General features: G+C 30.7%; 25 protein-coding genes. 22 read left to right on the top strand and 3 right to left on the bottom strand.

The features are described from left to right. The first annotated feature begins 4 nt into the window (after nt 1-4). The 16 genes from OQK60_RS00490 to OQK60_RS00415 all read left to right on the top strand — a co-directional run bounded on the left by OQK60_RS00490 (nt 5) and on the right by OQK60_RS00415 (nt 15776). Nucleotides 5-742, top strand: coding sequence for a ferredoxin-thioredoxin reductase catalytic domain-containing protein (locus OQK60_RS00490; RefSeq protein WP_297682987.1), 738 nt, complete (start codon nt 5-7; stop codon nt 740-742). 9 nt (nt 743-751) lie between these two features. Further along, nucleotides 752-1198: a 50S ribosomal protein L9 gene (gene rplI / locus OQK60_RS00485; RefSeq protein ID WP_297682985.1), complete on the top strand. Its 447-nt coding sequence runs from the start codon at nt 752-754 to the stop codon at nt 1196-1198. A gap of 89 nt (nt 1199-1287) precedes the next feature. Next, the gene (gene hslV, locus OQK60_RS00480; RefSeq protein WP_297682983.1) at nt 1288-1833 is read left to right on the top strand and encodes an ATP-dependent protease subunit HslV; all 546 of its coding nucleotides are present in this window, start codon (nt 1288-1290) and stop codon (nt 1831-1833) included. Between the two features lie 81 nt (nt 1834-1914). Beyond that, nucleotides 1915-3243: an HslU--HslV peptidase ATPase subunit gene (gene hslU / locus OQK60_RS00475; RefSeq protein ID WP_297682981.1), complete on the top strand. Its 1329-nt coding sequence runs from the start codon at nt 1915-1917 to the stop codon at nt 3241-3243. A gap of 8 nt (nt 3244-3251) precedes the next feature. Next, nucleotides 3252-4130: a GTPase Era gene (gene era / locus OQK60_RS00470; protein WP_297682979.1), complete on the top strand. Its 879-nt coding sequence runs from the start codon at nt 3252-3254 to the stop codon at nt 4128-4130. Then, nucleotides 4127-5098: a L,D-transpeptidase family protein gene (locus tag OQK60_RS00465; protein WP_297682977.1), complete on the top strand. Its 972-nt coding sequence runs from the start codon at nt 4127-4129 to the stop codon at nt 5096-5098. The genes era and OQK60_RS00465 overlap by 4 nt, the downstream gene beginning before the upstream one ends. A gap of 11 nt (nt 5099-5109) precedes the next feature. Further along, nucleotides 5110-6411, top strand: coding sequence for a M99 family carboxypeptidase catalytic domain-containing protein (locus tag OQK60_RS00460; RefSeq protein WP_297682975.1), 1302 nt, complete (start codon nt 5110-5112; stop codon nt 6409-6411). Nucleotides 6412-6422: 11 nt separating this feature from the next. Beyond that, complete coding sequence (locus OQK60_RS00455) at nt 6423-7967, top strand: hypothetical protein (RefSeq protein WP_297682973.1); 1545 nt, start codon at nt 6423-6425, stop codon at nt 7965-7967. Continuing rightward, entirely contained in the window at nt 7964-8599 is a 636-nt protein-coding gene (gene pilO / locus OQK60_RS00450; RefSeq protein WP_297682971.1) for a type 4a pilus biogenesis protein PilO, read from the top strand. The genes OQK60_RS00455 and pilO overlap by 4 nt, the downstream gene beginning before the upstream one ends. After that, nucleotides 8599-9045, top strand: a complete 447-nt coding sequence (locus OQK60_RS00445; RefSeq protein WP_297682969.1) for a hypothetical protein — start codon at nt 8599-8601, stop codon at nt 9043-9045. Before pilO ends, OQK60_RS00445 begins: the two co-directional genes overlap by 1 nt. A gap of 8 nt (nt 9046-9053) precedes the next feature. Further along, entirely contained in the window at nt 9054-10580 is a 1527-nt protein-coding gene (locus OQK60_RS00440; protein WP_297682967.1) for a secretin N-terminal domain-containing protein, read from the top strand. After that, nucleotides 10573-11385: an ATP-binding protein gene (locus tag OQK60_RS00435; protein ID WP_297682966.1), complete on the top strand. Its 813-nt coding sequence runs from the start codon at nt 10573-10575 to the stop codon at nt 11383-11385. Before OQK60_RS00440 ends, OQK60_RS00435 begins: the two co-directional genes overlap by 8 nt. Next, complete coding sequence (locus OQK60_RS00430; RefSeq protein WP_297682964.1) at nt 11378-12250, top strand: CDC27 family protein; 873 nt, start codon at nt 11378-11380, stop codon at nt 12248-12250. Before OQK60_RS00435 ends, OQK60_RS00430 begins: the two co-directional genes overlap by 8 nt. Further along, nucleotides 12247-12789 carry a hypothetical protein gene (locus tag OQK60_RS00425; protein WP_297682962.1) on the top strand — a complete coding sequence of 181 codons (543 nt, stop codon included), beginning with the start codon at nt 12247-12249 and terminating at the stop codon, nt 12787-12789. Before OQK60_RS00430 ends, OQK60_RS00425 begins: the two co-directional genes overlap by 4 nt. A 9-nt stretch (nt 12790-12798) precedes the next feature. After that, nucleotides 12799-14532 carry a GspE/PulE family protein gene (locus OQK60_RS00420; RefSeq protein ID WP_297682960.1) on the top strand — a complete coding sequence of 578 codons (1734 nt, stop codon included), beginning with the start codon at nt 12799-12801 and terminating at the stop codon, nt 14530-14532. Continuing rightward, nucleotides 14532-15776, top strand: coding sequence for a type II secretion system F family protein (locus tag OQK60_RS00415; protein WP_297682958.1), 1245 nt, complete (start codon nt 14532-14534; stop codon nt 15774-15776). The genes OQK60_RS00420 and OQK60_RS00415 overlap by 1 nt, the downstream gene beginning before the upstream one ends. On the opposite strand, the gene OQK60_RS00410 is transcribed toward OQK60_RS00415, so the two are convergent. Both OQK60_RS00410 and OQK60_RS00405 read right to left on the bottom strand, forming a co-directional pair. Then, a complete protein-coding gene (locus tag OQK60_RS00410; RefSeq protein WP_297682956.1) occupies nt 15739-16338 on the bottom strand; it encodes a YigZ family protein in 600 nt (199 codons plus the stop codon). The two genes, OQK60_RS00415 and OQK60_RS00410, sit on opposite strands and share 38 nt — an antisense overlap. Continuing rightward, complete coding sequence (locus OQK60_RS00405) at nt 16338-17048, bottom strand: YebC/PmpR family DNA-binding transcriptional regulator (RefSeq protein ID WP_297682954.1); 711 nt, start codon at nt 17046-17048, stop codon at nt 16338-16340. The genes OQK60_RS00410 and OQK60_RS00405 overlap by 1 nt, the downstream gene beginning before the upstream one ends. A 284-nt stretch (nt 17049-17332) precedes the next feature. Here OQK60_RS00405 and OQK60_RS00400 point away from each other — a divergent pair, with 284 nt between their 5' ends. The 3 genes from OQK60_RS00400 to OQK60_RS00390 all read left to right on the top strand — a co-directional run bounded on the left by OQK60_RS00400 (nt 17333) and on the right by OQK60_RS00390 (nt 20587). Next, entirely contained in the window at nt 17333-17587 is a 255-nt protein-coding gene (locus OQK60_RS00400) for an excalibur calcium-binding domain-containing protein (RefSeq protein ID WP_297682952.1), read from the top strand. A 302-nt stretch (nt 17588-17889) separates the two neighbouring features. Beyond that, entirely contained in the window at nt 17890-18552 is a 663-nt protein-coding gene (locus tag OQK60_RS00395; RefSeq protein ID WP_297682950.1) for a hypothetical protein, read from the top strand. A gap of 70 nt (nt 18553-18622) precedes the next feature. Further along, a complete protein-coding gene (locus OQK60_RS00390) occupies nt 18623-20587 on the top strand; it encodes an NACHT domain-containing protein (RefSeq protein ID WP_297682948.1) in 1965 nt (654 codons plus the stop codon). Nucleotides 20588-20636: 49 nt separating this feature from the next. On the opposite strand, the gene OQK60_RS00385 is transcribed toward OQK60_RS00390, so the two are convergent. Then, nucleotides 20637-20909, bottom strand: a complete 273-nt coding sequence (locus OQK60_RS00385; protein WP_297682946.1) for a hypothetical protein — start codon at nt 20907-20909, stop codon at nt 20637-20639. Nucleotides 20910-21072: 163 nt separating this feature from the next. Here OQK60_RS00385 and OQK60_RS00380 point away from each other — a divergent pair, with 163 nt between their 5' ends. The 3 genes from OQK60_RS00380 (at nt 21073) to OQK60_RS00370 (ending at nt 23998) form a co-directional block, all read left to right on the top strand. Then, on the top strand, nt 21073-22092 hold the full coding sequence (locus OQK60_RS00380; RefSeq protein ID WP_297682944.1) for a hypothetical protein: 1020 nt from the start codon (nt 21073-21075) through the stop codon (nt 22090-22092). Nucleotides 22093-22219: 127 nt separating this feature from the next. After that, nucleotides 22220-22471, top strand: a complete 252-nt coding sequence (locus tag OQK60_RS00375; RefSeq protein WP_297682942.1) for a hypothetical protein — start codon at nt 22220-22222, stop codon at nt 22469-22471. A gap of 216 nt (nt 22472-22687) precedes the next feature. Then, a complete protein-coding gene (locus OQK60_RS00370) occupies nt 22688-23998 on the top strand; it encodes a hypothetical protein (RefSeq protein WP_297682940.1) in 1311 nt (436 codons plus the stop codon). Nucleotides 23999-24006: the final 8 nt, after the last annotated feature.

Genomic DNA, 24006 nt, shown 5'->3' with positions numbered 1-24006 from the left:
TATTATGAGCATTATTAAAATAGACATGAACTCTCCGGAGTTCAAAGCTGAGATGGAAAAAACTATTAAATTTACCGATAAAGTAAATAAACAATTTGGCTGGGTTTACAACCCTCAAGTTGAAGTAAACGAAGGTGTACAGATGGGTCTTGCTAGAAACAAGATGATGTACAACAAAAGATTTTGCCCTTGTTTTATGGTTGATGACAGTGGAGACAAACCTAAAAGTGTTGATGATAGAATCTGCCCGTGTAAACCTGCAATAGAAAAAGAAATTCCTGAAACAGGTTCTTGTCATTGCGGAATTTTTGTAACTCCTGAATTTGCGGCAAACAAAAGAATTGAACTTGGTATGGAAGAAGTAGCTCATACACACTCTCGTGGTTTAACTCAAGAAGAAGCTGCAATGCTAGTAAATAAAAGTGAATTAGACTCAGATGAAGTGGTATCACTTTTAGAAGCCAGAGAGCTTGGCATGGTTGATTTTAAACTTGTTGATGTTAGAGAGCACATGGAGTGGCAAATGGGTCATATCAAAGGTGCAGATGTACTGATACCGACTAGTAGTTTCTTCCCAACTTTAGAAGAAGCAAAACTTGATAAAAATGAAAATATCATCCTTTATTGTCATGTAGGAAGCAGAAGTGCACATGTTGCTAGAATTTTAACTGATTCAGGTTATGCGAAAATAGGAAATTTTACAAATGGCATAGTTTCTTACCATGGCGAAATACAAAGATAAGGATAAAATTTGAAAGTATTATTAATTAAAGATGTAAAAAGCCTTGGTAAAAAAGGTGAAGTAAAAGAAGTTAAAGATGGTTATGGGAAAAATTTTCTTATAGGAAAAGGGTTTGCTAAACTTGCAACGAGTGAGGTTTTAGAACAACACAAAGAGAATGAAAAAATAGCAGCTGCAGAATTAGCGGCTGAAATAGCATCTTTAAAAGAACTTGCCGTGAAACTTGATAAAGCTGAGATAATTATCACTAAAAAACTTGGTCAAAACGGTCACCTTTTTGGTTCAGTTACAAAAGATGAAATTGCTACTGCACTAAAAGAGCAACACGATATTGAAATTGATAAAAAACATATTAATGAAAAATCGCTTATTAAAACAATTGGCGAGCATGATTTAGATTTTAAATTAGGACATGGTCTTCATGCTGTACTACATGTAGATGTACAGGGCGAATAGTATATGAAATATATATTCTCGCCAATAGGCGTAGCTTCAGTGAGAGGAATTGAAGCGGAATTACTTCCGACTCAAGGAGACAGATAATTATGTTTGATGCTACTACAATACTTGCCTACAAAGGCAAAAATAGAGCTGTAATTGGTGGAGATGGGCAAGTTACTTTTGGAGATTCGGTTTTAAAAGCTAATGCTACAAAAATCCGAACACTTCATAAAGGCAAAATCTTAGCTGGTTTTGCAGGAAGTACTGCTGATGCTTTTAACCTTTTTGACATGTTTGAAGAGTTTTTAGAAGATAAAAAAGGCGATATTTTAAAGTCGGTTATTGAGTTTTCTAAAGCTTGGAGAAAAGACAAAGTTCTTCGCCGTTTAGAAGCCATGATGATTGTTTTAAACAATGAGCATATTTTCATACTTACAGGAAACGGTGATGTAGTAGAGCCTGAAGATGGAGAGATTGCATCTATCGGCAGTGGCGGAAACCATGCCATATCTGCTGCTCGCGCACTTAAAAAGCATGCAAATCTAGATGAAGAGGAACTGGTGCGAGAGAGCTTAAGTATAGCTGCTGATTTATGCATATACACTAATCACAACATCAAAACTCTAGTATTAGACGGAGATAATAAATGAAATATATTTTCTCGCCAAAAGGCGTAGCTTTAGTGAGAGGAATTGAAGCTGGACTTGTTCAGATTCAAGAAGACAGATAATATGAATTTAACACCCAAAGAGATAGTTGAGTACTTAGATAAGTATGTAATATCCCAAAATGATGCTAAAAAAACTATAGCTTTAGCACTAAGAACCAGATACAGAAGAATGCAACTCTCAGAGGAACTTCAAGATGAAATAATGCCAAAAAACATCTTGATGATCGGCTCCACCGGTGTTGGTAAAACTGAGATTTCAAGACGACTAGCGAAAATGATGAAAGTACCTTTCATCAAGGTAGAAGCAAGCAAATATACAGAAGTAGGATTTGTAGGGCGTGATGTTGAATCAATGGTTAGAGATTTGGTTGTTTCATCAATCGCTATAGTCAAAGCTGAAAAAGAAGAGAAAAACAGAGAAAAAATTGAAAACTATGTTATTAACAAAATAGTTGAAAAACTTCTCCCTCCTCTACCCTCTGGTGCTAGTGAGTCTAAACAAGATGATTATCAAAGGCTGTTAGAAGCTATGGAAAAGAGAGTTATAGCCGGAGAGATGGATGACAAAATCATAGAACTTGAAATCCAAAAGATACATGTAGAGTTTAATGATACAAATTTACCTCCGGAAATGGCAAAAGTACAAGAGTCATTCTCTAAAGTGTTCTCTCAAATGAATAAAGAGGATAATAAACAAGAAGTTACTGTCAAAGATGCCAAATCTATCCTAAAAACTGAAGCAAGTGCGAAACTTCTTGACTCAACAAACATAAATGCCGAAGCCCTTAAGCGTGCTGAAGATGGCGGAATTATTTTTCTTGACGAGATTGATAAAATAGCTGTTAGCGAAAAGTCTCAAGGCAGAAATGACCCATCTAAAGAAGGTGTTCAAAGAGATTTACTCCCTATAGTTGAAGGTAGCAGTGTCACAACCAAATATGGTGTAATTAACACTGATCATATTTTATTTATAGCTGCTGGTGCATTTCATGTTAGTAAACCAAGTGATTTAATTCCGGAACTTCAAGGAAGGTTTCCACTTAGAGTTGAACTTGAATCTTTGACGGAAGACACTCTATATAAGATACTTACTCAAACTAAAAACTCCTTACTAAATCAGTATGAAGCACTTTTGAGTGTAGAGGGTGTAAAGTTGGTATTTGAAGACGCGGCTATTCATGCAATTGCAAAGCTAGCTCATCGCACAAATGAATTAACAGAAGATATTGGGGCTAGAAGACTTCACACAGTAATCGAGAAAGTCCTAGAAGAAGTGAGTTTTAGTGCAGATGAGTACAAAGATGAAGAGTTCATAATCACTTCTGAGTTAGTACACGAAAAACTTGATGTAGTTGTCGAAAATGATGATTTATCTAGATATATCTTATAGGAAATAATATGACAAAAGCTGGATTCGTATCTCTAATTGGTCGTCCTAATGCAGGAAAAAGTACACTAATGAATTCACTTTTGGGTGAAAGTATTGCTATGGTTAGCCAAAAAGCCAATGCAACCAGAAAGAGATCAAATGCTATTGTTATGTATGAAGATACTCAGATCATATTTGTTGATACTCCAGGCTTACATGAAAGAGAGAAGATTCTAAATCAATATATGCTTGATGAAGCTTTAAAAGCTATGGGTGATTGTGACCTAATAGTATATCTTGCACCAGTAACAGACTCAACTGAGCATTATGAAAAATTTTTAAAACTAAATAACGGCAGAGTTAAACACATAATTGTTCTTAGTAAAATTGACCAAGTAAAACAAGACAAATTATTTAAAAAAATTGCTTCATACAACCAATATTCTGATCAATTTGAAGCACTAATCCCAGTTGCCATTCCTAAAAAAATGGGACATGATGAACTTCTTAAAGTCATCTCTAGAAATTTGCCAGAGAGTCCGTTTTTGTATGATCCGGATGATTTAACGAGTGAACTTGTTCGTGATATATATGCCGGCTTTATTAGAGAAGGAATCTTTGAAAATGTTAGTGACGAAGTTCCTTACGAAGCTGATGTACTTATTGACGCTATTGAAGAAGATAAAAATATAGATAAAATATTTGCAACTATTATTATTGAAAAAGAGTCACAAAAAGGAATTATTATCGGTAAAGGTGGTGATTCTATAAAAAGAATTGGAAAGTATTCTAGAGAAAAAATAGAGATGCTTAGTGGAAAGAAAGTCTTTTTGGACTTGCAGGTTGTTGTAAAAAAAGGTTGGACAAAAGATAAATCATTTTTGGAAAAAATAGGATATTCATCATGAAATTATTACTCTTAACATTATTCATTAATATATCACTGTTCGCAAGTGATATTTTAACTAACTATAGAATTAATGGAATTGATGCAATTGAAAAAGAGATGGATTTAGCGCTAACAAAAGAAGAGTATTGGTCTAACCATATCAAAGACAAGGATACAACTTTTGGCTATATAGAATCTTACTTAAATGTTCTAACATGTAATAAAGAAAAATCCACATTAAACCTCTACTCGCTTGATGAGAAAAACAAATTTGAGTTTAAAAAAGAGTACGGTGCATTTACCGGTAAAAAAAAGGGAGACAAAGTAAAAGAAGGAGACTTTAAAACTCCAATTGGTATATATCAAATCACTCAAAAATTATCAAAAGACACAAATCTAAACTCATTCTATGGACCTTTAGCCTTTGTTACATCGTATCCAAATATATATGACTTATACAGAGGAAAAAATGGTTCTGGTATATGGATACATGGACTTCCAATAGAACAAGAAAGAGATGACTTTACAAGAGGCTGCATAGCAATTAACAATTCTAATATTGAGTGCTTAGACAGGAATATAGACATTTCAAAAACTCTTCTTATAATAGATAGTTCTGAAGTACAAAAAAATGTTTCAAAAGAGCTTCTTGCATCGATATTGTCCCAACTATATAAGTGGAGATTTGCTTGGCTTTATAATGATATAGATGCTTATTTAAACTTTTATGCACCGGAATTTGTTAGATATGACGGTATGGATATCGAAAAATTCACAAAGTACAAAACAAGAATTTTCAAAAAAACTGAAAAAAAGATTATCATTTTTAAAAATATTAACATAGTTAAATATCCAAATAGCTCTGATATATTTGAAATAACTTTTAAAGAGATATATAAGTCTAATACATTTGAGTTTATTGGAAATAAAACTTTAATTGTCAAAGTTGATGAGAAGAAAAAAATTAATATTTTGACAGAAAAATAAAAGTAAGCACAATGAACTTCTTTAGTGCAAAGGTACTGCTTTTAATTCTTTTTTCATACAACTATGCGTTTGCTAATGTGCAACTTATAAAAAAAGAAAACTCTGATGATAACACCACATTACTTGTTATTGCCGGAATTCATGGCGATGAGCCTGGAGGGTACTTTGCTGCCTCTATTCTTGCAACTCACTATAACATAACATCTAAAAACTTATGGATAGTTCCAAATCTAAATCAAAAAAGTATTCTAAAAAATTCAAGAGGTATTCATGGAGATATGAATAGAAAATTCGCCACTCTTAAAAAAAGTGACAAGGATGCTGAGACTATAAAAGAGATTAAGAATATAATACTAACAAAAAAGGTTTCGTTAGTTTTAAATCTACATGATGGTCATGGTTTTTATAGAAAAGAGAATCATGGTAAAATATTTAATCCAAATGCGTGGGGACAGACATGCGTAATCGACCAATGTAACCTTCTTAACCAAGATCAACCATTTGGAAATCTAAATAGTATTGCTCTTGATGTTAAAGAGAGAATGAATAAAAAACTTTTAAAAAAACATCATAGTTTTAATGTTAAAAATACTAAAACAAAATTTGATGATGAAGCGATGCAGCTCTCTCTTACCTACTTTGCTGTAACAAACAACAAACCGGCTTTTGCAATTGAGAGTAGCAAAAACTTGTCATCCTTATCTCAAAAAGTATTCTATCAACTGCTTGCAATAGAAGAATTTATGAATATTATGGATATTTCTTTCACAAGAGAATTTAAACTAACTGAAAAAAATATCGATAATATAATAAAAAACTATGGAAATATAAGCATAAATGGTAATTTTTCATTAAATCTAACCAATATCAAAAAATCTTTAAGCTTTATTCCGCTAAGATTAAAGAGTAATGTATTCGAATTTTCCAACCCGCTGGGGAGTGTTGTGCAAAAGCGTGGTATGTTTATTGCATATGTCGGCAATAAAAAAATACTCACTCTCAAGCCTCAATACTTTGAGATGGTGGAAAAATGTGCAGAAGAATTTGAAGTTATTATAGACGGAAACAAAGTTTCTTTAAATAACACTTCAGATATTATTGTAAATGACGATTTTAACATTATCAAAAAAAATGATTACCGTGTGAATGTAATTGGTTATTCATCTAGAAATCACCAAAATGAAAGTGGTTTAAGTATTAAACTTAAAGACTTAAACAAAAGGTTTTCTGTTGATAAGTCCAACAGAGTTTACAGGGTTGAGTTTTATAAAAATAATGAATTTTGTTTTATGTCTAAAGTTCATTTTAAATAGGATTTTTATCAATGAGTAAAAAAGAGCAACACTCGTTCAGCAGTGTACTTTCTATTAATCCATACAAAGACACATATATAAATGCAGTCTCAAGTTTTTTAAATGAGACTGCGTCTCCGGTATTTAGTAAAGAGCAATATGTAATCTCTTATCTAAATACAAAAGGTTTTATAAATAGCCATATCGCAGTAAGTAAGAACATACCTGATGAAGATTTATACGATGCTATTTATAATAAAGCTTATGATGAACTTGGGCTTGATCAAGCTTTAACATACCAAATTCAATATATAGAAACTTTTAACAATCTAGATGATGAAAACAGAAATTTTCATGTTTTTATTATTGATCCAATTATTATTGATGATGTGTTTAAGTCTGCTACTGAGCGTATAAAATATATAGATTATATTATTCCCTCACCCCTGCTACTCAAATCGTTATATTCAAAAGAACTTATAGAGGACAGTGGTGTTCACTGTTTTATATATTTTCAAGAGAATGACACTTTTATTACCATCTACAATGAAAAAGATTTTATTTATACAAAATCTTTAAATTACTCTTTTATTCAAATGCATGAGAGATTTTGTGACTTGTTTGGCGAAAGAATAGAATATGACGATTTTATTAATTTTCTATCTACACAAAATCTTAGAACTACTGATAGCATATATAAAGAACATCTTATTAAATTATACAAAGAGATTTTCTCAAATATTAATGACATACTCACATATGTAAAAAGAGCTTTAGAGATTGAAAAAATAGAGCATATATACATAGATTCACAAGTACCTACGGTTACTAAACTAGATGAGATGTCAGAAGTCGAACTAAATATTAAAAGTAGTAGTTTTGATTTTGATTATGGCTTTGAAAGTAGTGAAAAGCACATAGATCAACTTCATGCTCTTATGCAAGTATATACTACCCTTCCAGAAGATCAGAGATATGAGTGTAACTTCACAACTTATCATCGTCCTCCTAAGTTTATCCAAAGAGCGAGCGGCCGCCTTGTTTTACTAGCTGTTGCCTCATTAATATTTGCTTTTATGTACCCCGTGTCTTATTGGACTCTTACATATGCACAAGATATGCAATATCATATTTTAAATACAGAATATAAAGAAGTCCATAATCTTAAAACAACAAGAGAAGCGACTATAAAAAATAAAGAAGCAGATAAAAATAAAGTGAAAACTTTACTGACTAATGAGGAAAATGAGTATACTGAAAAGAAAAATACTCTAATTAAGATTCACGATGTAAAAGTAAATTATCCAATGAAAGCTAGTCTGTTACATAAACTAACAAAAGATTTAAACAGATATAAAGTAAGAGTAGATTCTATTATATATCATGATAGTGCCACTGATGATCCAACAAAGCATATGAAGTTAAACCTTATTTCTTCAAGAGATAAAAAAATCACTGATTTAATAAAATATTTGACTAAAACATATGAAAATAAATTTCATTTTTCTATAAGTGAAATATCATATAACACTGAGTCAAAATTGTATTTCAGTGAATTGAAGGTAAATTTATTATGAATTTAAAATTAATTGTAGAAGAGTACTTACAAAGGATTGATTCTTTCTTTAAATCAAAGACTCAAAAAGATGTTTACATGATTTATATCATGGTAATAGCTGGTTTTTCAGCCTTAGCTTATCCATTTTATGACCTATCATTTGATGAATTCAACAATGCTAAAGACAAAGTCGCAAAAGTAACATCTCAGATAAATGCTGATAAAACATACTTAAAAGCAAATCCGCAAGCAAAAATTGAAAAGCTAAATAGAGAGATTAAAGTACTAGAAGGCAAGTTGATTGTCACCAAAGAAAATAATCAGTATATTAAAAGTAAAATAGAGACAATTTCATCGCTTATATATGATGAAGTGAGTTGGGGTGAGTACCTTAGTTCAATATCAGTGAATGCTAAAAAATATAATATTAAGTTGATTAATTTTACAAATAAATATGCTGAGAACAATGAAGCATTTGGGCATATGTTAGATATCACACTCAATGTACATGGTAACTATACTAATACCTTAAAATTTATCAACTCACTGGAAAAAAGTGAGCTTGTCGTAGATATACATGATTTAACAATTAAAGCAGAAGATGTTTTAAATACGAATCTTGAAATCTCAGTATGGGGGATTACTTACTAATGAAAACTATATCAATAATAATACTTAGCGTGTTTTTGAGCAGTACCCTTTATTCTACTGAATTGGGTTGGGTTGATGAACAAGTTAATGCAATAAAACCACCCAGAAAAGGTGCTAATATTTCTAGTATAAAAAGTCCGTTCATTTTTTTACAAAAAAATAAACCAAAAAGTACAGGTTCAAAAAAATCTTCTTTTGCATCAGCTAAAAAAACATTGCCAACCGGTGTTGCTTTGTCGAGTGTAAAAAAACCGACTTTTTTACTAAGTACAGTTATCAATTCATCAGCCATGATTAATGATGCTTGGTATAAAAAAAATGATAAGGTTAACGGTTATACCGTTATTGATATTCGTAAAACTTCTGTAACACTCAAAAAAGGTGATAAAGAATTGACTTTATCAACAAATAGCAAAAAACAAACTCTAAAATTCAAGAATAAGTAGGACTGATTATGAAACTTATAAAAACAACAATATACACAACACTTTTAACGCTTCTTTTATCTAGCAGTGTTTTGGCTGACTGTTCTTATGAACTATTTAGTATTAGTTCTACAAAAAACACAAAAATAATTGACTTTATAGACCAACTTAGTAATGAGTGTGAGTTTAGTATAATCGTTACAGATCCTAATGCGAAAAAGTTCTTAAATACAAAGTTAAATAAAACCAATTTTAATAATTTAACGATAGAAGAGGTTCTCAATATAGTGTTAAAAGAGAACAATCTATCATATACTTTGGAAAACAATCTTTTAAGAATATCATACCTTAATACCAAGATGTTTAATATTGACTATATTTTGTCACAGAGAAAAAGTGAATCCAGCACAGACATAACCCTTTCATCTCAGGGTGCAGGGGATGGTAGCGGCAAGAAAGTTGCTACTAAGAAAAGCAAAGAGCAACAATCAATGGGCGGTGGTTCAGCTGGTCAATCAGGTGTAAAAATAGAATCTAGCGATGAAGTTGTTTTTTGGCATGAATTAGATTTAGAGCTACAAAGGGTTTTAAACAGACCTGAAGATGTATATGTGGCGGAATCTCCTATTGTTAATAAAAACGCCGGTATTATAACTGTAACTGCAACAATAAAACAGATGCAAAGACTAGAAAACTACCTTAATAATTTACAAGAAAAAGTCAAGCTTCAAGTTTTAATAGATGTGAAACTTCTCTCTGTTACTATGAGTAAAGGAAAAACTACAGGAATTGATTGGTCACAACTATATGCTCTTCAAAACTCTACCTTAGCATTTAATGCAGGTAAAGGAAAAATGGCAGACGGTACTTCAATGAATGAAGCATATGTGACAATTGAAGGTGGCGGAAGCTTAACAGAAGTAATTAAATTTCTTAAAACACAAGGTGATGTTACTTCTATTTCAAATCCAAAAGTTTTAACCCTAAACAATCAGCCAGCACTCATTACAGCAGGTACTGAATACTTTTATAAGATAACAAGCACAGAAACATTGGTAGGAACACAGAGTACTCAAAGCTCAAGTGATGATGTTCAATCGGTTTTTGCAGGTGTTCTTTTAGATATCACTCCAGAGATTTCTGAAAATCAAACAATCACACTTAAGGTAAACCCTTCTCTTTCAGAGGCTGTTAGCAATACATTTCTTGCTAATGAGGCCGGTGACAGGACTATGCCACCGGACTTAAGCCGTCGTCAATTATCATCAGTTGTAACTGTAAAAGATGGAAGCCGAATTATTTTAGGTGGTCTTATCACTTCACTAGAAACAATTGATGTTAACAAAGTTCCAATTCTAGGTGACATTCCAGTTCTTAATTATCTTTTTAAATATGAAGATAATATTAAAACAGTTACAGAGCTTGTAATCATTATAGAACCTCATATTATTAATAATGAAAAGCCTAATCTATCACTCTCAGATTTAGGTTATGAAGGGGTTCCAGAAAGCGAATTGATTGTAAAAAAATCTCTCAAGAAAGAAGGTAATGAGTAGTATTTATGAAGACTCTAGAGATGTTTTCTTAGATACTGTAAATACCAAAGATTACATTCAACTCGATAGAGTGTCTCTTCTTTATAGATCTTTAAAGGAGTCTATAAAGAAACCATTAAAAATGATACTTCTTTATGGTAAACCAGGGACTGGTAAAAGTATGTTTTTATCAAAATTACACGAGAGTCTTTCTTCTTCACAACAAGTATATCTTTACCACACTCCGATTTTAGACGAGAGTGAATTTTTTAAAACAATTGCCCAAGATTTATATGGGATGGAATACAGCGGTGAGTTAAACTTTACTCAATTTATGAAAGTAGTGCAAAACAGAGACCTTGGTGATTCCATAATACCATTGATCATGCTTGATGAAGCACAACTTTATTCTGCAGCTTTAATGGAGAAAATCAGACTTCTGTCTGATACACGAAAAGTTAAATTTGTTATTGCCTTACACAAGACAGAAAAAGAAGATTTAATTGCGAAAGAGCACTTTCAAACTAGGATTTGGGAAAGTATTAAACTCGAGAACGCTTCAAGACTTGAATTAAAAATTTATATTCAAAAGAAACTTTTAAAAGCGAACTGTTTTGATACTGCAAATATGTTTACTAAAAAATCAATTAACTTAATTCATAAGCTTACTGATGGAAATTATAGAGACACAAATAAACTTATCTATACTCTATTTGATATATATTCACACTATATTGAAAACACTCCTCATCTAATCAACAGCAATGAAATATCTAACAAATACATTGAAATGTCAGCTATTCATACAGGACTAATAAATGCTTAATGTTCGTGATTTAGAAGCTAGACATAGAAAGTATAAGTTAAAATCATATTTACCATACTTTTTAATACTTATTTTATTTATTGTATCAGCTTTAGCAGTTACTCTAGTAAATTATAATTCCATATCTACCATCAATTTACAAAAAAAAGAATCAGCAGATACAACAATTATTGAGAATTCATCTTTAGCAGTACAAAATAATATTATTAAAGAACAAACTGAAATTAACCAAACAAAAATATCGCTTCAAAAAATTGCTTCAGAAACTAAGGTCATTGATGAGCTTAAAGTAGAAGAAAAAGAAAAAGAAGAACAAATTGTAGAAGAAAAGGTTCTACTTACTCCATCACTTGATTTTATAAGAAAAATACAAGGAGAAACACCGGTATATTATAATAATGAAGATAACTTACAAGCAAAAAAGATTAAAAAACCAAAAAAAATTATTGAAGAAAAGCGTACTGTTATTAATACACCAGATATTATAATACAAAAAAAGAAAGAACCGGCATTAACTATTGAGAAAAAAAGTACTATAAATATTAAAAGAAAAGACTCTGATGCTGATAGCGAAATTCAACATGTAATAAAAAGATTTAAAGTAAATCACAACCCGGCACTGAGCCTTTTTGTCGCTAAAAAATATTATCAATTAGGAGAATATGAAAAAGCATATAATTATGCTCTTATTACAAATGACATAAACAATAATATAGAAGCTAGTTGGATTATTTTTGCAAAATCATTAATAAAACTAAACAAGAAAGATATGGCTGTAAAAACTCTTAGTGAATATATTAATCATTCTCATTCATCAGAGGCAAAAATATTGCTTGATGAAATTCAATCAGGAAAATTTAAATGAAAACATTATTAATTCTTTTTCTTACAATAAATCTATATGCTGATATAAAACAAAATATGTTTAATCTTTATCAAAATAAACAGTATGAAGAAGTATGTAATATTGGCTTCAATAATTTTTCTCGCTACAGACAAAATGAAGAGTATATCTCTTTATACGCATTTGCGTGTCTAAAAGCTGACTACATAGATCGTCTATCAATACCAATAGCTACACTTAAATACTCCAAAGAAGCTCGCGCAAACTCTGCATATTTATCTATTATTTTAATGCAAAAAAAGCTTCTTTATCATGCCTTGATTGATAATTATGACCTCTCAAGCATAGATTTACCTACTACAGACTATGTCTTATCAAAAGTTTTTGATTTATATGCTAAACTTAATAAACACGAACCAAGAGCTTTTTATCTTTTTGAAGATGAGAAAGATAGCAAGTTAACATATAAGCTTTATCTTATTAAAGATGATAAGTTAAGTAAGATTGTAATTGAAGAATACTATAACTCAGATATGATTAAACGACATATATATTGGTAAGGAGGCATTATGGATAGAATAACCTCAGATTTACTAGCAAATGGCTCTATTATGAAGGGTCAGGTTGATAGACTAATAGCCAAAGGCTTAGATACCAATTTAATTCTTAGAGATATAACGCTGTCTGGTTTTATGACAATGGATAGGCTTATTAGATTTATTGTTGATAAAATACAAAATGGCGTATATGATTTATCAATAATTGACAACTATGATTACATAAACGAAAAAGATGTCTTAGTTAAACTCGCAGAAAAGCAAGAGCTTTTATTTTTAGACTTAGACTCTATTGACATGGACTATAGACTTACTGAAAAAATTTCATTGACACAACTTAAAAAGTACACTGTATTGCCTGTCTCAGAAGATGAATTAAGCATTACTATTGCTTTTTGTGATCCACTTGATATTGAAGCTCAAGAGTCTGTGCAAAGACTTTTTGCTAGAAAACCGATAAAAGTAGCAGTTGCTACAAAAAAACAGATTACTTCATATCTTTTTAAAGTAGAACTAAAAGACAGCGTAAAGGGTTTAGTAAAAAAAATAAGAGATGAGTTAAACTCCATAGCCTCTTTAGAAGAGCAGCAAGAAGCCTCCTCTATACTTCTTCTTATAGATGTCATCTTGCAAGCATGCATAAAAGGTCGTGCGAGTGATGTTCACATCGAACCAACTGAAAAGAACTGTGTTGTTCGTGGTCGCATTGACGGAAAATTAGCAGAAGTGTTTATCTTTGAGAAAGATATTTATCCACCTCTGGCTTCACGATTAAAGTTGTTAGCAAATCTTGATATTGCAGAAAAAAGGAAACCTCAAGATGGCCGTTTTTCTACATTGGTTGGAGATAGAGAGTATGATTTTCGTATATCAACACTACCTATTTTATACGGTGAATCTATTGTAATGAGGGTACTTGACAAACAAAAAGCACTAGTTAAACTTGAAGAAGCAGGTATGGATACAGTGAGCTATCATAAACTTCTAAAAGGTCTAGAGGCTCCATATGGTATTATTCTTGTAACCGGACCAACAGGTAGTGGTAAGACAACAACCCTATATGGTGCACTCAATGAATTAAGAAATGTAGAAGATAAAGTTATTACAGTTGAAGACCCTGTCGAGTATAGAATGAATCTTATTCAGCAGGTACAGGTTAATCCAAAAGTTGGCTTGACTTTCGCAGATGCACTGCGTTCAATCTTAAGACAGGATCCAGATAAGATAATGATCGGTGAAATTCGTGATGCTGAGACATTGGAAATCGCTATTAAAGCAGCATTAACCGGTCACTTAGTAATCTCTACACTACACACAAATGATTCAATTAGTGCAATAACTCGTATGGTGGACATGGGAATACCCCATTATTTGATTAGTGGTGCAATTGTTGCTATACAGGCACAAAGACTTGTTAGAAAAATATGCAAATACTGTAAAGCAGAAGAAAAAATTTCGGCTTCAACTTTAGAGGAGATACATCAATTTGTTCCTGAACACAGCAAGTTTTATGTTGGTAAAGGCTGTAAAGAGTGTAATGATACTGGCTATATGGGTAGAGAAATGATTTGTGAAGTCCTTACTATTACGGATGAAATCAGATCTCTAATAGCAAAAGGTGCATCCAATGAAGCTATACACAAGCAGGCTGTAGATGATGGATTTGTAGCAATACTAGAAAACGGTATCCATAAAGCAATTGATGGAATAACTAGTCTAGAAGAGATTTTAAAGGTGGCAAAATAATGAAGTATTTTATAGCAACTATCCTAACAAAGGGTGTAAAAGAACAAATTGGTCTATATGCTGAAGATAAAAAGCAAGCTAACGAGATTGCAAAATTAAAATATTCTGGGATTATGATTAAAGTTGAAGAAGCACAAGAACCTCTTGAAGCGCAATTTAAAAGAATCAAAAAAGACTTATTTAGTAACATTAAAAAAAGAAAAATAAAACCGGATGCATTAATCGCATCTATTAGGCAATTAGCAGTTATGACAAATGCCGGTATCTCTATATATGATTCATTAATGAATATATCAACTGCAACAACAGATGAAAATCTAAAAACAGTTTTTAGCAAACTTGCAGAGGATATTAATTCAGGGCATTCTCTATCTAAGTCTATGGAAAATTTTCGCTTTGAACTTGGCAACTTAACAATCGCTATGGTTCAACTTGGTGAAAAAACAGGTAATTTAGATGAATCTCTTTATTCTCTTGCTGATATGCTGGAAGAAATCCGTGCAAATGTTGTAAAATTTAAAAAGGCAATGGCATATCCTAGAAATGTTATGATTGCAATGGCAATTGCTTTTACGGTATTGATCTCATATGTTGTTCCTCAATTTAAAGCTATTTTTGAAGAACTAGGTGCAGAATTACCATTGCCAACTCAAATATTATTGACACTTGAACACCTTTTTAACAACTATGGTCCTTATGTTCTAGCAATTTTATTTATTTCATTTGTAATTTTTAAGTATATGATAAATAATAATAAAAAATTTAGATACGGCTGGCACGAGATACTTAATAGAACTTATCTTATTAAAAATATTATCTTATATGCGACACTTAGTCGTTTTACACTTGTTTTTTCTGAGCTGGTTCGCGCCGGTATACCTATTGCAGAAGCCCTTGACACATCTATCGCTATGATTGACAATCTTCCTTTAAAAGAAAAATTACTATCTGTAAGATTTGTAGTTGAAAAAGGTGGAACCCTAAATAAAGGTTTAGAAGAGACAGAGCTATTTGAAAACATGATTATTCAAATGATAAGCGCTGGTGAAGACAGTGGTACGCTTGACTCAATGATTAAAAAAGTTGCAGAGTACTTTAAGATGAGATTTGATGCTATTATTGACGGTCTTAGTGAAGCTATTGAGCCTATAATGTTACTACTTATTGCATGTATGGTTATCTTACTTGCTCTTGGTATTTTCTTACCTATGTGGGATATGGGAAGTGCTGTTCAAGGTAGATAGAGGATATCCTTTCAACCTTTTTTAAAAAGCATTCCATATCTACTTTGGATGCTTTTAGTTCGTAAACTGTTTTCTCATCAAACTCTTTATTTACAATTTTAATATTACATGTAAGACACTCATATTCTATCATTCTAATATTTGAATATTCAAAAGATATCTTTTGAGAAATCTCTTCTTTGTACTCTAGTAGATCGGATGAGCTTAAAACTAAGTTAGTCGCATCACTGTAAGCTCTAACAAGTCCTCCGGTACCAAGTTTAACGCCGCCAAAATACCTAACAATAATAACTGCACTATTGATAATATCAGCACCTTGGAGTACCATCAAGGTTGGCTTACCTGAAGTTCCTTTGGGCTCTCCATCATCACTTGAGTGCTCAACAATTTGGTTAAATTCATTTAAATATCTATATGCAACTACGAAGTGTCTTGCTTTAGGATGGGAAAGTTTCAATTCTTTTAAAGTAAAGTCATACTCTGAATATGGCATAAAATGAGCAATAAATTTTGATTGCTTCACTTCATGAGTTTGTATATACGATTTATTTACAAAATTCATTAAGCTAAGTTTGTAAAAACCTTTTGCACATCTTCATCATCCTCAAGTTTTTCCAATACTTTATCTATATCTTCTTGCTGTTCATCTGTAATAGATATGGGAGCATTTGGCATTCTTTCTAAATTGGCTTTAATTATTTCTACACCCATATCCTCTAAAGCAGAAGTAAGTGTTCCAAAACTAGTATAGTCTGCAGTAACAAGAACAATGCCATCTTCTTCTTCTATCTCTTCGAGTCCGTCATCTATGAGTTCTAACTCTAACTCTTCTAAGTCCATATCCTCTTTCATATTAAACTCTATTAGTGCTTTTCTGTCAAACATAAACTCCAAAGAACCATTTGTCAGCATCTCTCCACCATTTTTAGTTAATATATTTTTTACATTTGCTACCGTTCTTGTGTTGTTATCGGTCATACACTCAACAAATACCTGTACTCCATGAGGAAGCTTACCTTCAAAATTTACTTCTAACATGCTTGCCGTATCTTTTGCTGATGCTCTTTTAATAGCTGCTTCAATATTGTCTTTTGGCATATTTTCAGCTTTAGCATTTAAAATCGCTGTTCTTAGTTTAGCGTTCATATCAGGGTCGCTACTACCCTCTTTTGCTGCCATTGTAATAATTTTGCCTAGTTTTGGAAACAGCTTTGACATTGCTCCCCATCGTTTCATTTTTGATGCTTTTCTATACTCAAAGGCTCTACCCATAAATCTTTCCTTACTTATTAATATTCTTTACACTCAATTTAAATTCAAAGATGTATAATAACATATCGAACTTAGAAAAGTACAGAAAACTACAAAAACCCATAAAAACAGTACTTTGCAACTCTAATCAAAAATTCGATATTGTGCTTTTTTAGTCATTTTTGGGCACACTTTGGGCACACTAAATCAACTTTATTAATCTACTCTTTTTTATACTTTAAAAATTACTTCAAATCTAAATTGTTAGAGTATAATAATGCATACTCATATTTATTGGAGAAAGCATGAAAATAGTTACGTTAATTGTTATAGCACTTACTGCAATTTGGTATGTAAATACTAATACAGAAATGACTACACCAAGCTTAACTACTACTCTTAGTGCATCTGAAAGTAAAGTATATGAATGTGATGGCAGACAATATTGCTCTCAAATGACTTCATGTGAAGAAGCTAAGTTTTTTTTGAATAATTGTCCTGATACAAAAATGGATGGAAATAATGATGGTATTCCTTGTGAAAGACAATGGTGTAAGTAAGAAATAGTGGCTCCGTATACTGAAAATTCTAAAATAACATAATAAAAACTACAAAAGACCGTAAACAAGGACTTTGTAGCTCTATCAAAACCTTTTGAATTCTTTATATTTATTCATTTTTAGGCACAGTTTAGGCACAGTTTAGGCACATTGATTTGTTCATATAAAAGTATTCTATTAAAATTGTTACAATTATTCATATACCTATCTAGATAATAACACCATACACCTAATAGTATGAACCTTAAGTTAATTTAAAATAACATTAAATAATAAAATTATTCTATAAAGAAGGAAACTAGATGGCAAACTACATAAATGACAATATCTTGTGTCAAGCATATATACATATAGACCCTGTTCCAATTGATGAAAGTGAATATGAAGAGTTCCAAAGTTACATTCAGGAATTTATTCATGCCAGAGGAAAGTTTTTTTTATATGACGACATAGGAACTGATATAGCATTAAAAGACGGTTCATTAAAAGTGTATGCTTCAATTTTTGGTGCTTTTTATTTAGCAATTGCTCAATATGGAAGTTTTAGAGCAGGAGTAGATTATTTAGAGAAAGATGTTAAAAGATTATCTGAAGTTATCATTTCTGAAAGTCTATTTAAATCAAAAAGTCGTTATAACAACATAGTAAGAGTCGAAGCTCGTGTGGGAATTATTGGTTCACTAAAATCTATTGTATATGAGATTGATTATATTAAATCATTAATAGGTGAAGTAGAGCCTGAAGATATTGCTAAACGTATGAACTTATTGTCAAAAGATGTTGAAAAGGTTATAAATAATTTGAAAAGTGATAAAGATATAATATACATTAAGGAAAATTTATTCATTGAAATTAGTGAAATTCCTAAACAAGCAATACCATTACCTAAAAAACAGGTATCAGATGATATAAAATTATTTTACAGACGGGAACGAAAATATTTAGCTAAAACATGTAAAATATAATAATATAATAATATAATAATATAATAATATAATAATATCAAAAGTATAAAATTAGTATTGGAAATAAAAGATGACAGAACCGATAACAGCAACAACAGTGGGAGTAGGCTACGGAATTGGACAGAGTTTAAAAGCGATGAAGCCAGTAACTGATTCTTTATTAGAGTATAAATTAAATGAATTAAGAACATGGCTAAAAGAACGTCACTTAAATAAACAATTAGATGAAGATAAGTTAGGTAAGTTCTTTTTTCCATATTATAAAAGAGTGTTCAAAAAAGTTTCTACAATTAAAACAATTGTTTTTCCTCATATAGAAATCAAAATAAATGATATATTTGAGCCATTGTTCTTAGAGAATAAAAATCAATGGGGAGCTTCTAGTGAGCAATATTCACCAGATAAACTCTTTAATACGTCATCATCAATAATTATTGATGATGCTGGCATGGGTAAAACAACTTATATGAAGTTTATAACAGTGCAGGCAATTACAGATACAAATTTAATACCTATTTTTATAGAGTTAAGAACATTAGGTGAAAGTTTCAATCTTTTGGAGGAATTAAGAAAAGAACTAGATAGTATTAATGAGTTTTTTGATGAAGCTCTTTTTTTAAAATTATTATCTCTAGAGAAATTTCTTATCATTCTGGATGGTTTTGATGAAGTTTCGTTAGAAGAGCAACCAGAAATGGCTAAACAAATATCTGATTTATCTATTAAAAGCGAAGCTGTTATAATCTTAACTTCAAGACCTGAAGCCCAATTACCTGGGATATCAAATAGTAATACTTTTAAATTTTCTCCTCTAACTTTAGAACAAGCTAAGTCATTAGTTATTCGTTATGATGCTATAGGACAGACAGATGTTGGCGTGAGACTAATAGAAGAAATTGAATCAGTTCCTACAAAATTTTTAGAAACACCTCTTCTCCTTTCTTTATTGTACAGAACATATGGATTCAATAATTCTATAGCTTCAAAAATTAGTACATTTTATGATGAAGTATATATTGCTATGTATAAAGGTCATGACCTTACAAAAAAAGGATATGTTCGCGAAAAAAAGTCTTTATTAGATTTTGAAGAATTTAGGAAATTATTGAGAGCATTCTCTTTTACTTTGTTAAGTTCAAAAAAAGAAAATATAAAGTCATATAGCGAAGCAATAAATTATATTGAAAAGGCAATTAAATTAAGTAAAGTTACCCCTTCTAGTCCTTCAAATTTTTTTAATGACTTATTATCATCTGTACCATTGATGTACAAAGATGGACTAGATTACAAATTTATGCATAGAACTATTATGGAGTTTTTTGCAGCAGAGTTTATAGCATATTCTGATAATGCAACGGAAATGACAGATAAGATATTTAAGAGTAGAATAGCTAATTCATTTAATAAGTCCTTTGACTATTTGGAAGAGTTAAAGCCAAATTTATTTAAAAAAATTATTGTTTATGAAGTTGCAAAAAAATATATCGAGCATAATGAAAATTATTTTGATATACAAGATGATACTATTAAAACTCACTTATTTAAATATGATGTTGGTATATCAATATGGCAAAGAAATGAAGTTGAAACATTTGATATAGAAACGAAGCAACATAATTTACACATAAACCCTCCAGAATCATTGCCATTTTCTACTTCTAGTATGAGATATATATATGGTAATATTCGCAGCGAAGAGTATATAGTTACAGTTGCACAGTCTGGTTTAAAGCAAGTAATTCCAAGTTCAACAGAAAAATATATTACTAAATATATCTCTAAAGAAATAATGCAACCAAAAGCATATGAATTTGATGCTTTTGTGGAGTCCTTCGAAATAGGGAAATGGTATAAAATAGATAATCATTTTATAAAAGAAAATATATCTAACAAACTTTTATTTGAACTTATGGAAGAAGCATTTTTAGGTTATATGATATCAGTATTTGATAAAGAAAAATCTATTCAGTTAATTAAAGAAGTTGATGATTATATAGATGATAGTGAAATGATTGATACTTTGTTAAATATATAAAACAAAAAAAACTTGTAATCACATGCACAAGTTATTTTTGAATATTAATTTATTCATTTTTAATTTTATCCCAATAGTTTTGACCTTTAAAATTTTTTTCATAAAAAGCCATAGCATTTTGAACAATAGGTATAATTCCTACATTACTTAGCATCTCCATTTCACCCAAATCACCTAGTAAAATATTTCTAATTAGTCTAGATTTATTCATCTTCATTTTTTTAGCAAGTTCTTCAATACGTTCATTCTCTTCTTTTGATACTCTAAAACGTATTTCAATATCTCTTTTATCTTCTTTTTTAGGTCTTCCTACAGTCGCCATACATTCCTCCTATTTGTAAAATTATACACTATTAACTAATTAATGTCTTGACAAATACTATTTTGTTACGCTAGTATTCTTTTATGTCGCTACAAATATTATTAATAATGGAGTTTTATTTTTATTAGTAATGCAAAAAAAAATATAAAAAAAAGGGTTTAAAATGGATACATATAGTCTTGTAATGGAAAATGTTACACAAAAACTACAGTCAGGAAAGAAAATTGATGCTATTGTAGATGAGTTAGTAGAATCTATTAAAATAGAGTTTAATAATGAAATAGATGTAAGTTTTATCTATGATACTTTAGCTGAGATAAACACTTATAGGTTTAATACATACGATTATTTAAATCAAGATGAGCTAGAAGATGCATTTAAAAATACTCTTGAGATATCAAATATTGAGACATCTAATACAATACTTGTGGATGCTCTAAGAACACTTGCTAAGTATGACAAGTTAGTAGAAGTTGATGATATCCCAATATGTGCAAAACTAAATTTACTTATTAATATTTTAGATGAGTATAAGTATTCAATAATTAAACACAAGAAATTATCTTTATCTTCCGCACTAGTTGGAGGAATAGCAACATATCCAAACAGTAATATCTTTGAGTTGATTATTCCTAGACAAAAAGCATTAGATGAAGCGCTATACTTAAATAATGATGACTCTGCTACTTTATTGACTAAAAAAATTATAAGTGAATTTCAAGATGATTCATATAAAATTGATTTCTCTTTAAATGCTTTACAATTTATAGGTAAAGACTCTATTAATTATGAGTTAGTAGCTAAATATAAAATTGACATAGCTTTTAACATTAGATATTTTTTAAATGCTTCTTTGCCCTTAAAAGAAAATGACTTTTTTAAAAGTGCTCAAATATTATCAGTCTCACTATATAAAAAATATACTTTTATCGATGGTATTATGAACTTAAAGAAGAAGCTCTCACAAGCGAAAGTATTAACTGCTCTTAATATTATTATGGAACATTACATTGGTATACCAAAATCAAGTATTGATAATACATACTTTCTTAAACCAGTACAGTTAAAAAGTCACTTTTTTAATACTGCTATTTATGAGTTTAGAACAGAGTCAAATTTAAAACTACATCCAGTATTTGAAAATAAACAAGAACAAGAAAACATTTTAAAGTTAATATCATAGAAGTTTTCTATGATATTCCCCATGCTATAAAACCTCAAAAAATCTATAATCTCCTTGTAATTGCGAATAAACAAAGATAACTAAAGCGCTTTAGTTCATCTTAATTCTTATCTGAGGAGATAAACAAATGCTTAAATTAACTGGAATACAAATCGGACAATATGATTCGTCTTACACGAATAAAGATACTGGAGAAGTCGTTAATAAAAAACGTATCCAAGTAATGACTGTACAAGAACTTAAAGGTGGTAAGAAGTCAGTTCTACATGACTTGACTATACCTAATGACAAAGCCTCTAAATATCAAGGTATGAATGGCAAAGAAGTTACAGTAGATGTATCTTACTTTGGTCAAGGGATTACTTTTTTTGGAATATAAACTCAGAGACTCTACGACTCTATGAGTTGTAACGAGCTGAAATATCTGTCGGCTAGAAGCGCCTGAGCCTCTAGAGACAGAGACGAAAGCCGTTACAAATCACACACATTAATTATTACTAGGGGGTTTTAGTAACACCCCCTGACGTAAGTCATAAAGAATATATATAAATGTTCTTCAAAATAAGAGTGCTAGGTACTCGAAAGGAAATATAAGATGAAAAATAAAATAGAAAAAAAAGTACCTCATATCAGTGGGATAGATGCTTTATATTATTTCGCTCAAAGTGGTGGTAACTATGATAACTATTATGAAAACATCATAGAGCAAATAGAAGCTAAAAAAGAAGAGTTCACAGCTCTTAATTATGCTTATGTTGATAACGATATCATTATCACTATCAATAACATAGATGTTAAATATAGCGGTATGGGTAGAGATGGCTTCTTATGGTTTAACCATGAGTTCTTTAGAGTAGGATTCAAAGATTCAGAAAAATCTCAAAACATTCATAACATCAGAGTTCAACTAAATGCTATTGGAATATATACAATAGGTTTAAAGTCATTAGTTGAGTATATCAACACTCAATTACTAAAAGGCTCACTACTAAGTACTAACTACTTTCCAGTAACTAGAATAGATATAAATATGTTCATACAACATAACTTCAACTATCTACGCAAAGAGATGATACTTTCTAAAAAGAAGACTCACTCTGCAAATATTGGAGAGCGTTCAACTGGCTATGAGTTAGAAACCTACTATGTTGGTAAGAAGCCATTTCTTCTAAGAATATATAACAAGATAAAAGAGTTAGAGTCTGCATCAGAAATAAAAAGAGAGATTATGTATAACTATTTTGGAGCAAATGGATTAAATGTTGAACAATCTATATTTAACGTAGAATTTGAGTTCCATAGAGAGTTTTTAAAGCAGTATGCTATAGATACTATAGAAGATGCATTAAGTCGTTCACAGAGCTTATTTGAAATGGGATGTGATTTAGTAAAACTAATTGATGTATCAGGACTTACAGATGCACAGATAAACTCATCTAATCGTAAACGTGCTGACATATTACCAATATGGAAATACATATCAACTCACTACGATAATAAAGAGTTTATGCAGATAACTACTGAAATGAAGAAGATTGAAAAAGTAACTTATAGCTACTCTCTTGAAGATGCTCGTAAACCTATTAAACGTCAAATTATGAGACTGCTTATTCATAAAAATTCTCCAACACTTCTATACTTCTATGAACTTCTCCAAGATGTAAAAGAAGATTATCAACTGAGACAAGACATTATAAAAGTACATGATGTCTATGTAAAAGAGAAACAGACATTTGAAGAGGAGTTAGAGAACTACTCTAATTATGGACTAAAAGAGTTTGAAAGAAGACTCTCTAAAGAGATGGTTGGTGTTATGCCTGATGATAAACTCTTTGATGAACTACTGCATAAGTATGATGCAATTGATAATGAGCTTGTAAGACGTGGACTCAAACGAGTCTTTTAGGAGTAGCA

Source organism: Sulfurimonas sp., from assembly GCF_026196735.1.
In the GTDB taxonomy this organism is placed as follows: Bacteria; Campylobacterota; Campylobacteria; order Campylobacterales; family Sulfurimonadaceae; genus Sulfurimonas.
This window is presented reverse-complemented; position numbering and strand designations above follow the sequence as displayed.

Bases quoted from the DNA above. Each gene is read 5' to 3' on its own strand.
- OQK60_RS00490 (WP_297682987.1), top strand. From the start codon at position 5: ATGAGCATTATTAAAATAGACATGAACTCTCCGGAGTTCAAAGCTGAG.
- hslV (WP_297682983.1), top strand. From the start codon at position 1,288: ATGTTTGATGCTACTACAATACTTGCCTACAAAGGCAAAAATAGAGCT.
- hslU (WP_297682981.1), top strand. From the start codon at position 1,915: ATGAATTTAACACCCAAAGAGATAGTTGAGTACTTAGATAAGTATGTA.
- era (WP_297682979.1), top strand. From the start codon at position 3,252: ATGACAAAAGCTGGATTCGTATCTCTAATTGGTCGTCCTAATGCAGGA.
- OQK60_RS00465 (WP_297682977.1), top strand. From the start codon at position 4,127: ATGAAATTATTACTCTTAACATTATTCATTAATATATCACTGTTCGCA.
- OQK60_RS00460 (WP_297682975.1), top strand. From the start codon at position 5,110: ATGAACTTCTTTAGTGCAAAGGTACTGCTTTTAATTCTTTTTTCATAC.
- OQK60_RS00455 (WP_297682973.1), top strand. From the start codon at position 6,423: ATGAGTAAAAAAGAGCAACACTCGTTCAGCAGTGTACTTTCTATTAAT.
- pilO (WP_297682971.1), top strand. From the start codon at position 7,964: ATGAATTTAAAATTAATTGTAGAAGAGTACTTACAAAGGATTGATTCT.
- OQK60_RS00445 (WP_297682969.1), top strand. From the start codon at position 8,599: ATGAAAACTATATCAATAATAATACTTAGCGTGTTTTTGAGCAGTACC.
- OQK60_RS00440 (WP_297682967.1), top strand. From the start codon at position 9,054: ATGAAACTTATAAAAACAACAATATACACAACACTTTTAACGCTTCTT.
- OQK60_RS00435 (WP_297682966.1), top strand. From the start codon at position 10,573: ATGAGTAGTATTTATGAAGACTCTAGAGATGTTTTCTTAGATACTGTA.
- OQK60_RS00430 (WP_297682964.1), top strand. From the start codon at position 11,378: ATGCTTAATGTTCGTGATTTAGAAGCTAGACATAGAAAGTATAAGTTA.
- OQK60_RS00425 (WP_297682962.1), top strand. From the start codon at position 12,247: ATGAAAACATTATTAATTCTTTTTCTTACAATAAATCTATATGCTGAT.
- OQK60_RS00420 (WP_297682960.1), top strand. From the start codon at position 12,799: ATGGATAGAATAACCTCAGATTTACTAGCAAATGGCTCTATTATGAAG.
- OQK60_RS00415 (WP_297682958.1), top strand. From the start codon at position 14,532: ATGAAGTATTTTATAGCAACTATCCTAACAAAGGGTGTAAAAGAACAA.
- OQK60_RS00410 (WP_297682956.1), bottom strand. From the start codon at position 16,338: ATGAATTTTGTAAATAAATCGTATATACAAACTCATGAAGTGAAGCAA.
- OQK60_RS00405 (WP_297682954.1), bottom strand. From the start codon at position 17,048: ATGGGTAGAGCCTTTGAGTATAGAAAAGCATCAAAAATGAAACGATGG.
- OQK60_RS00400 (WP_297682952.1), top strand. From the start codon at position 17,333: ATGAAAATAGTTACGTTAATTGTTATAGCACTTACTGCAATTTGGTAT.
- OQK60_RS00395 (WP_297682950.1), top strand. From the start codon at position 17,890: ATGGCAAACTACATAAATGACAATATCTTGTGTCAAGCATATATACAT.
- OQK60_RS00390 (WP_297682948.1), top strand. From the start codon at position 18,623: ATGACAGAACCGATAACAGCAACAACAGTGGGAGTAGGCTACGGAATT.
- OQK60_RS00385 (WP_297682946.1), bottom strand. From the start codon at position 20,909: ATGGCGACTGTAGGAAGACCTAAAAAAGAAGATAAAAGAGATATTGAA.
- OQK60_RS00380 (WP_297682944.1), top strand. From the start codon at position 21,073: ATGGATACATATAGTCTTGTAATGGAAAATGTTACACAAAAACTACAG.
- OQK60_RS00375 (WP_297682942.1), top strand. From the start codon at position 22,220: ATGCTTAAATTAACTGGAATACAAATCGGACAATATGATTCGTCTTAC.
- OQK60_RS00370 (WP_297682940.1), top strand. From the start codon at position 22,688: ATGAAAAATAAAATAGAAAAAAAAGTACCTCATATCAGTGGGATAGAT.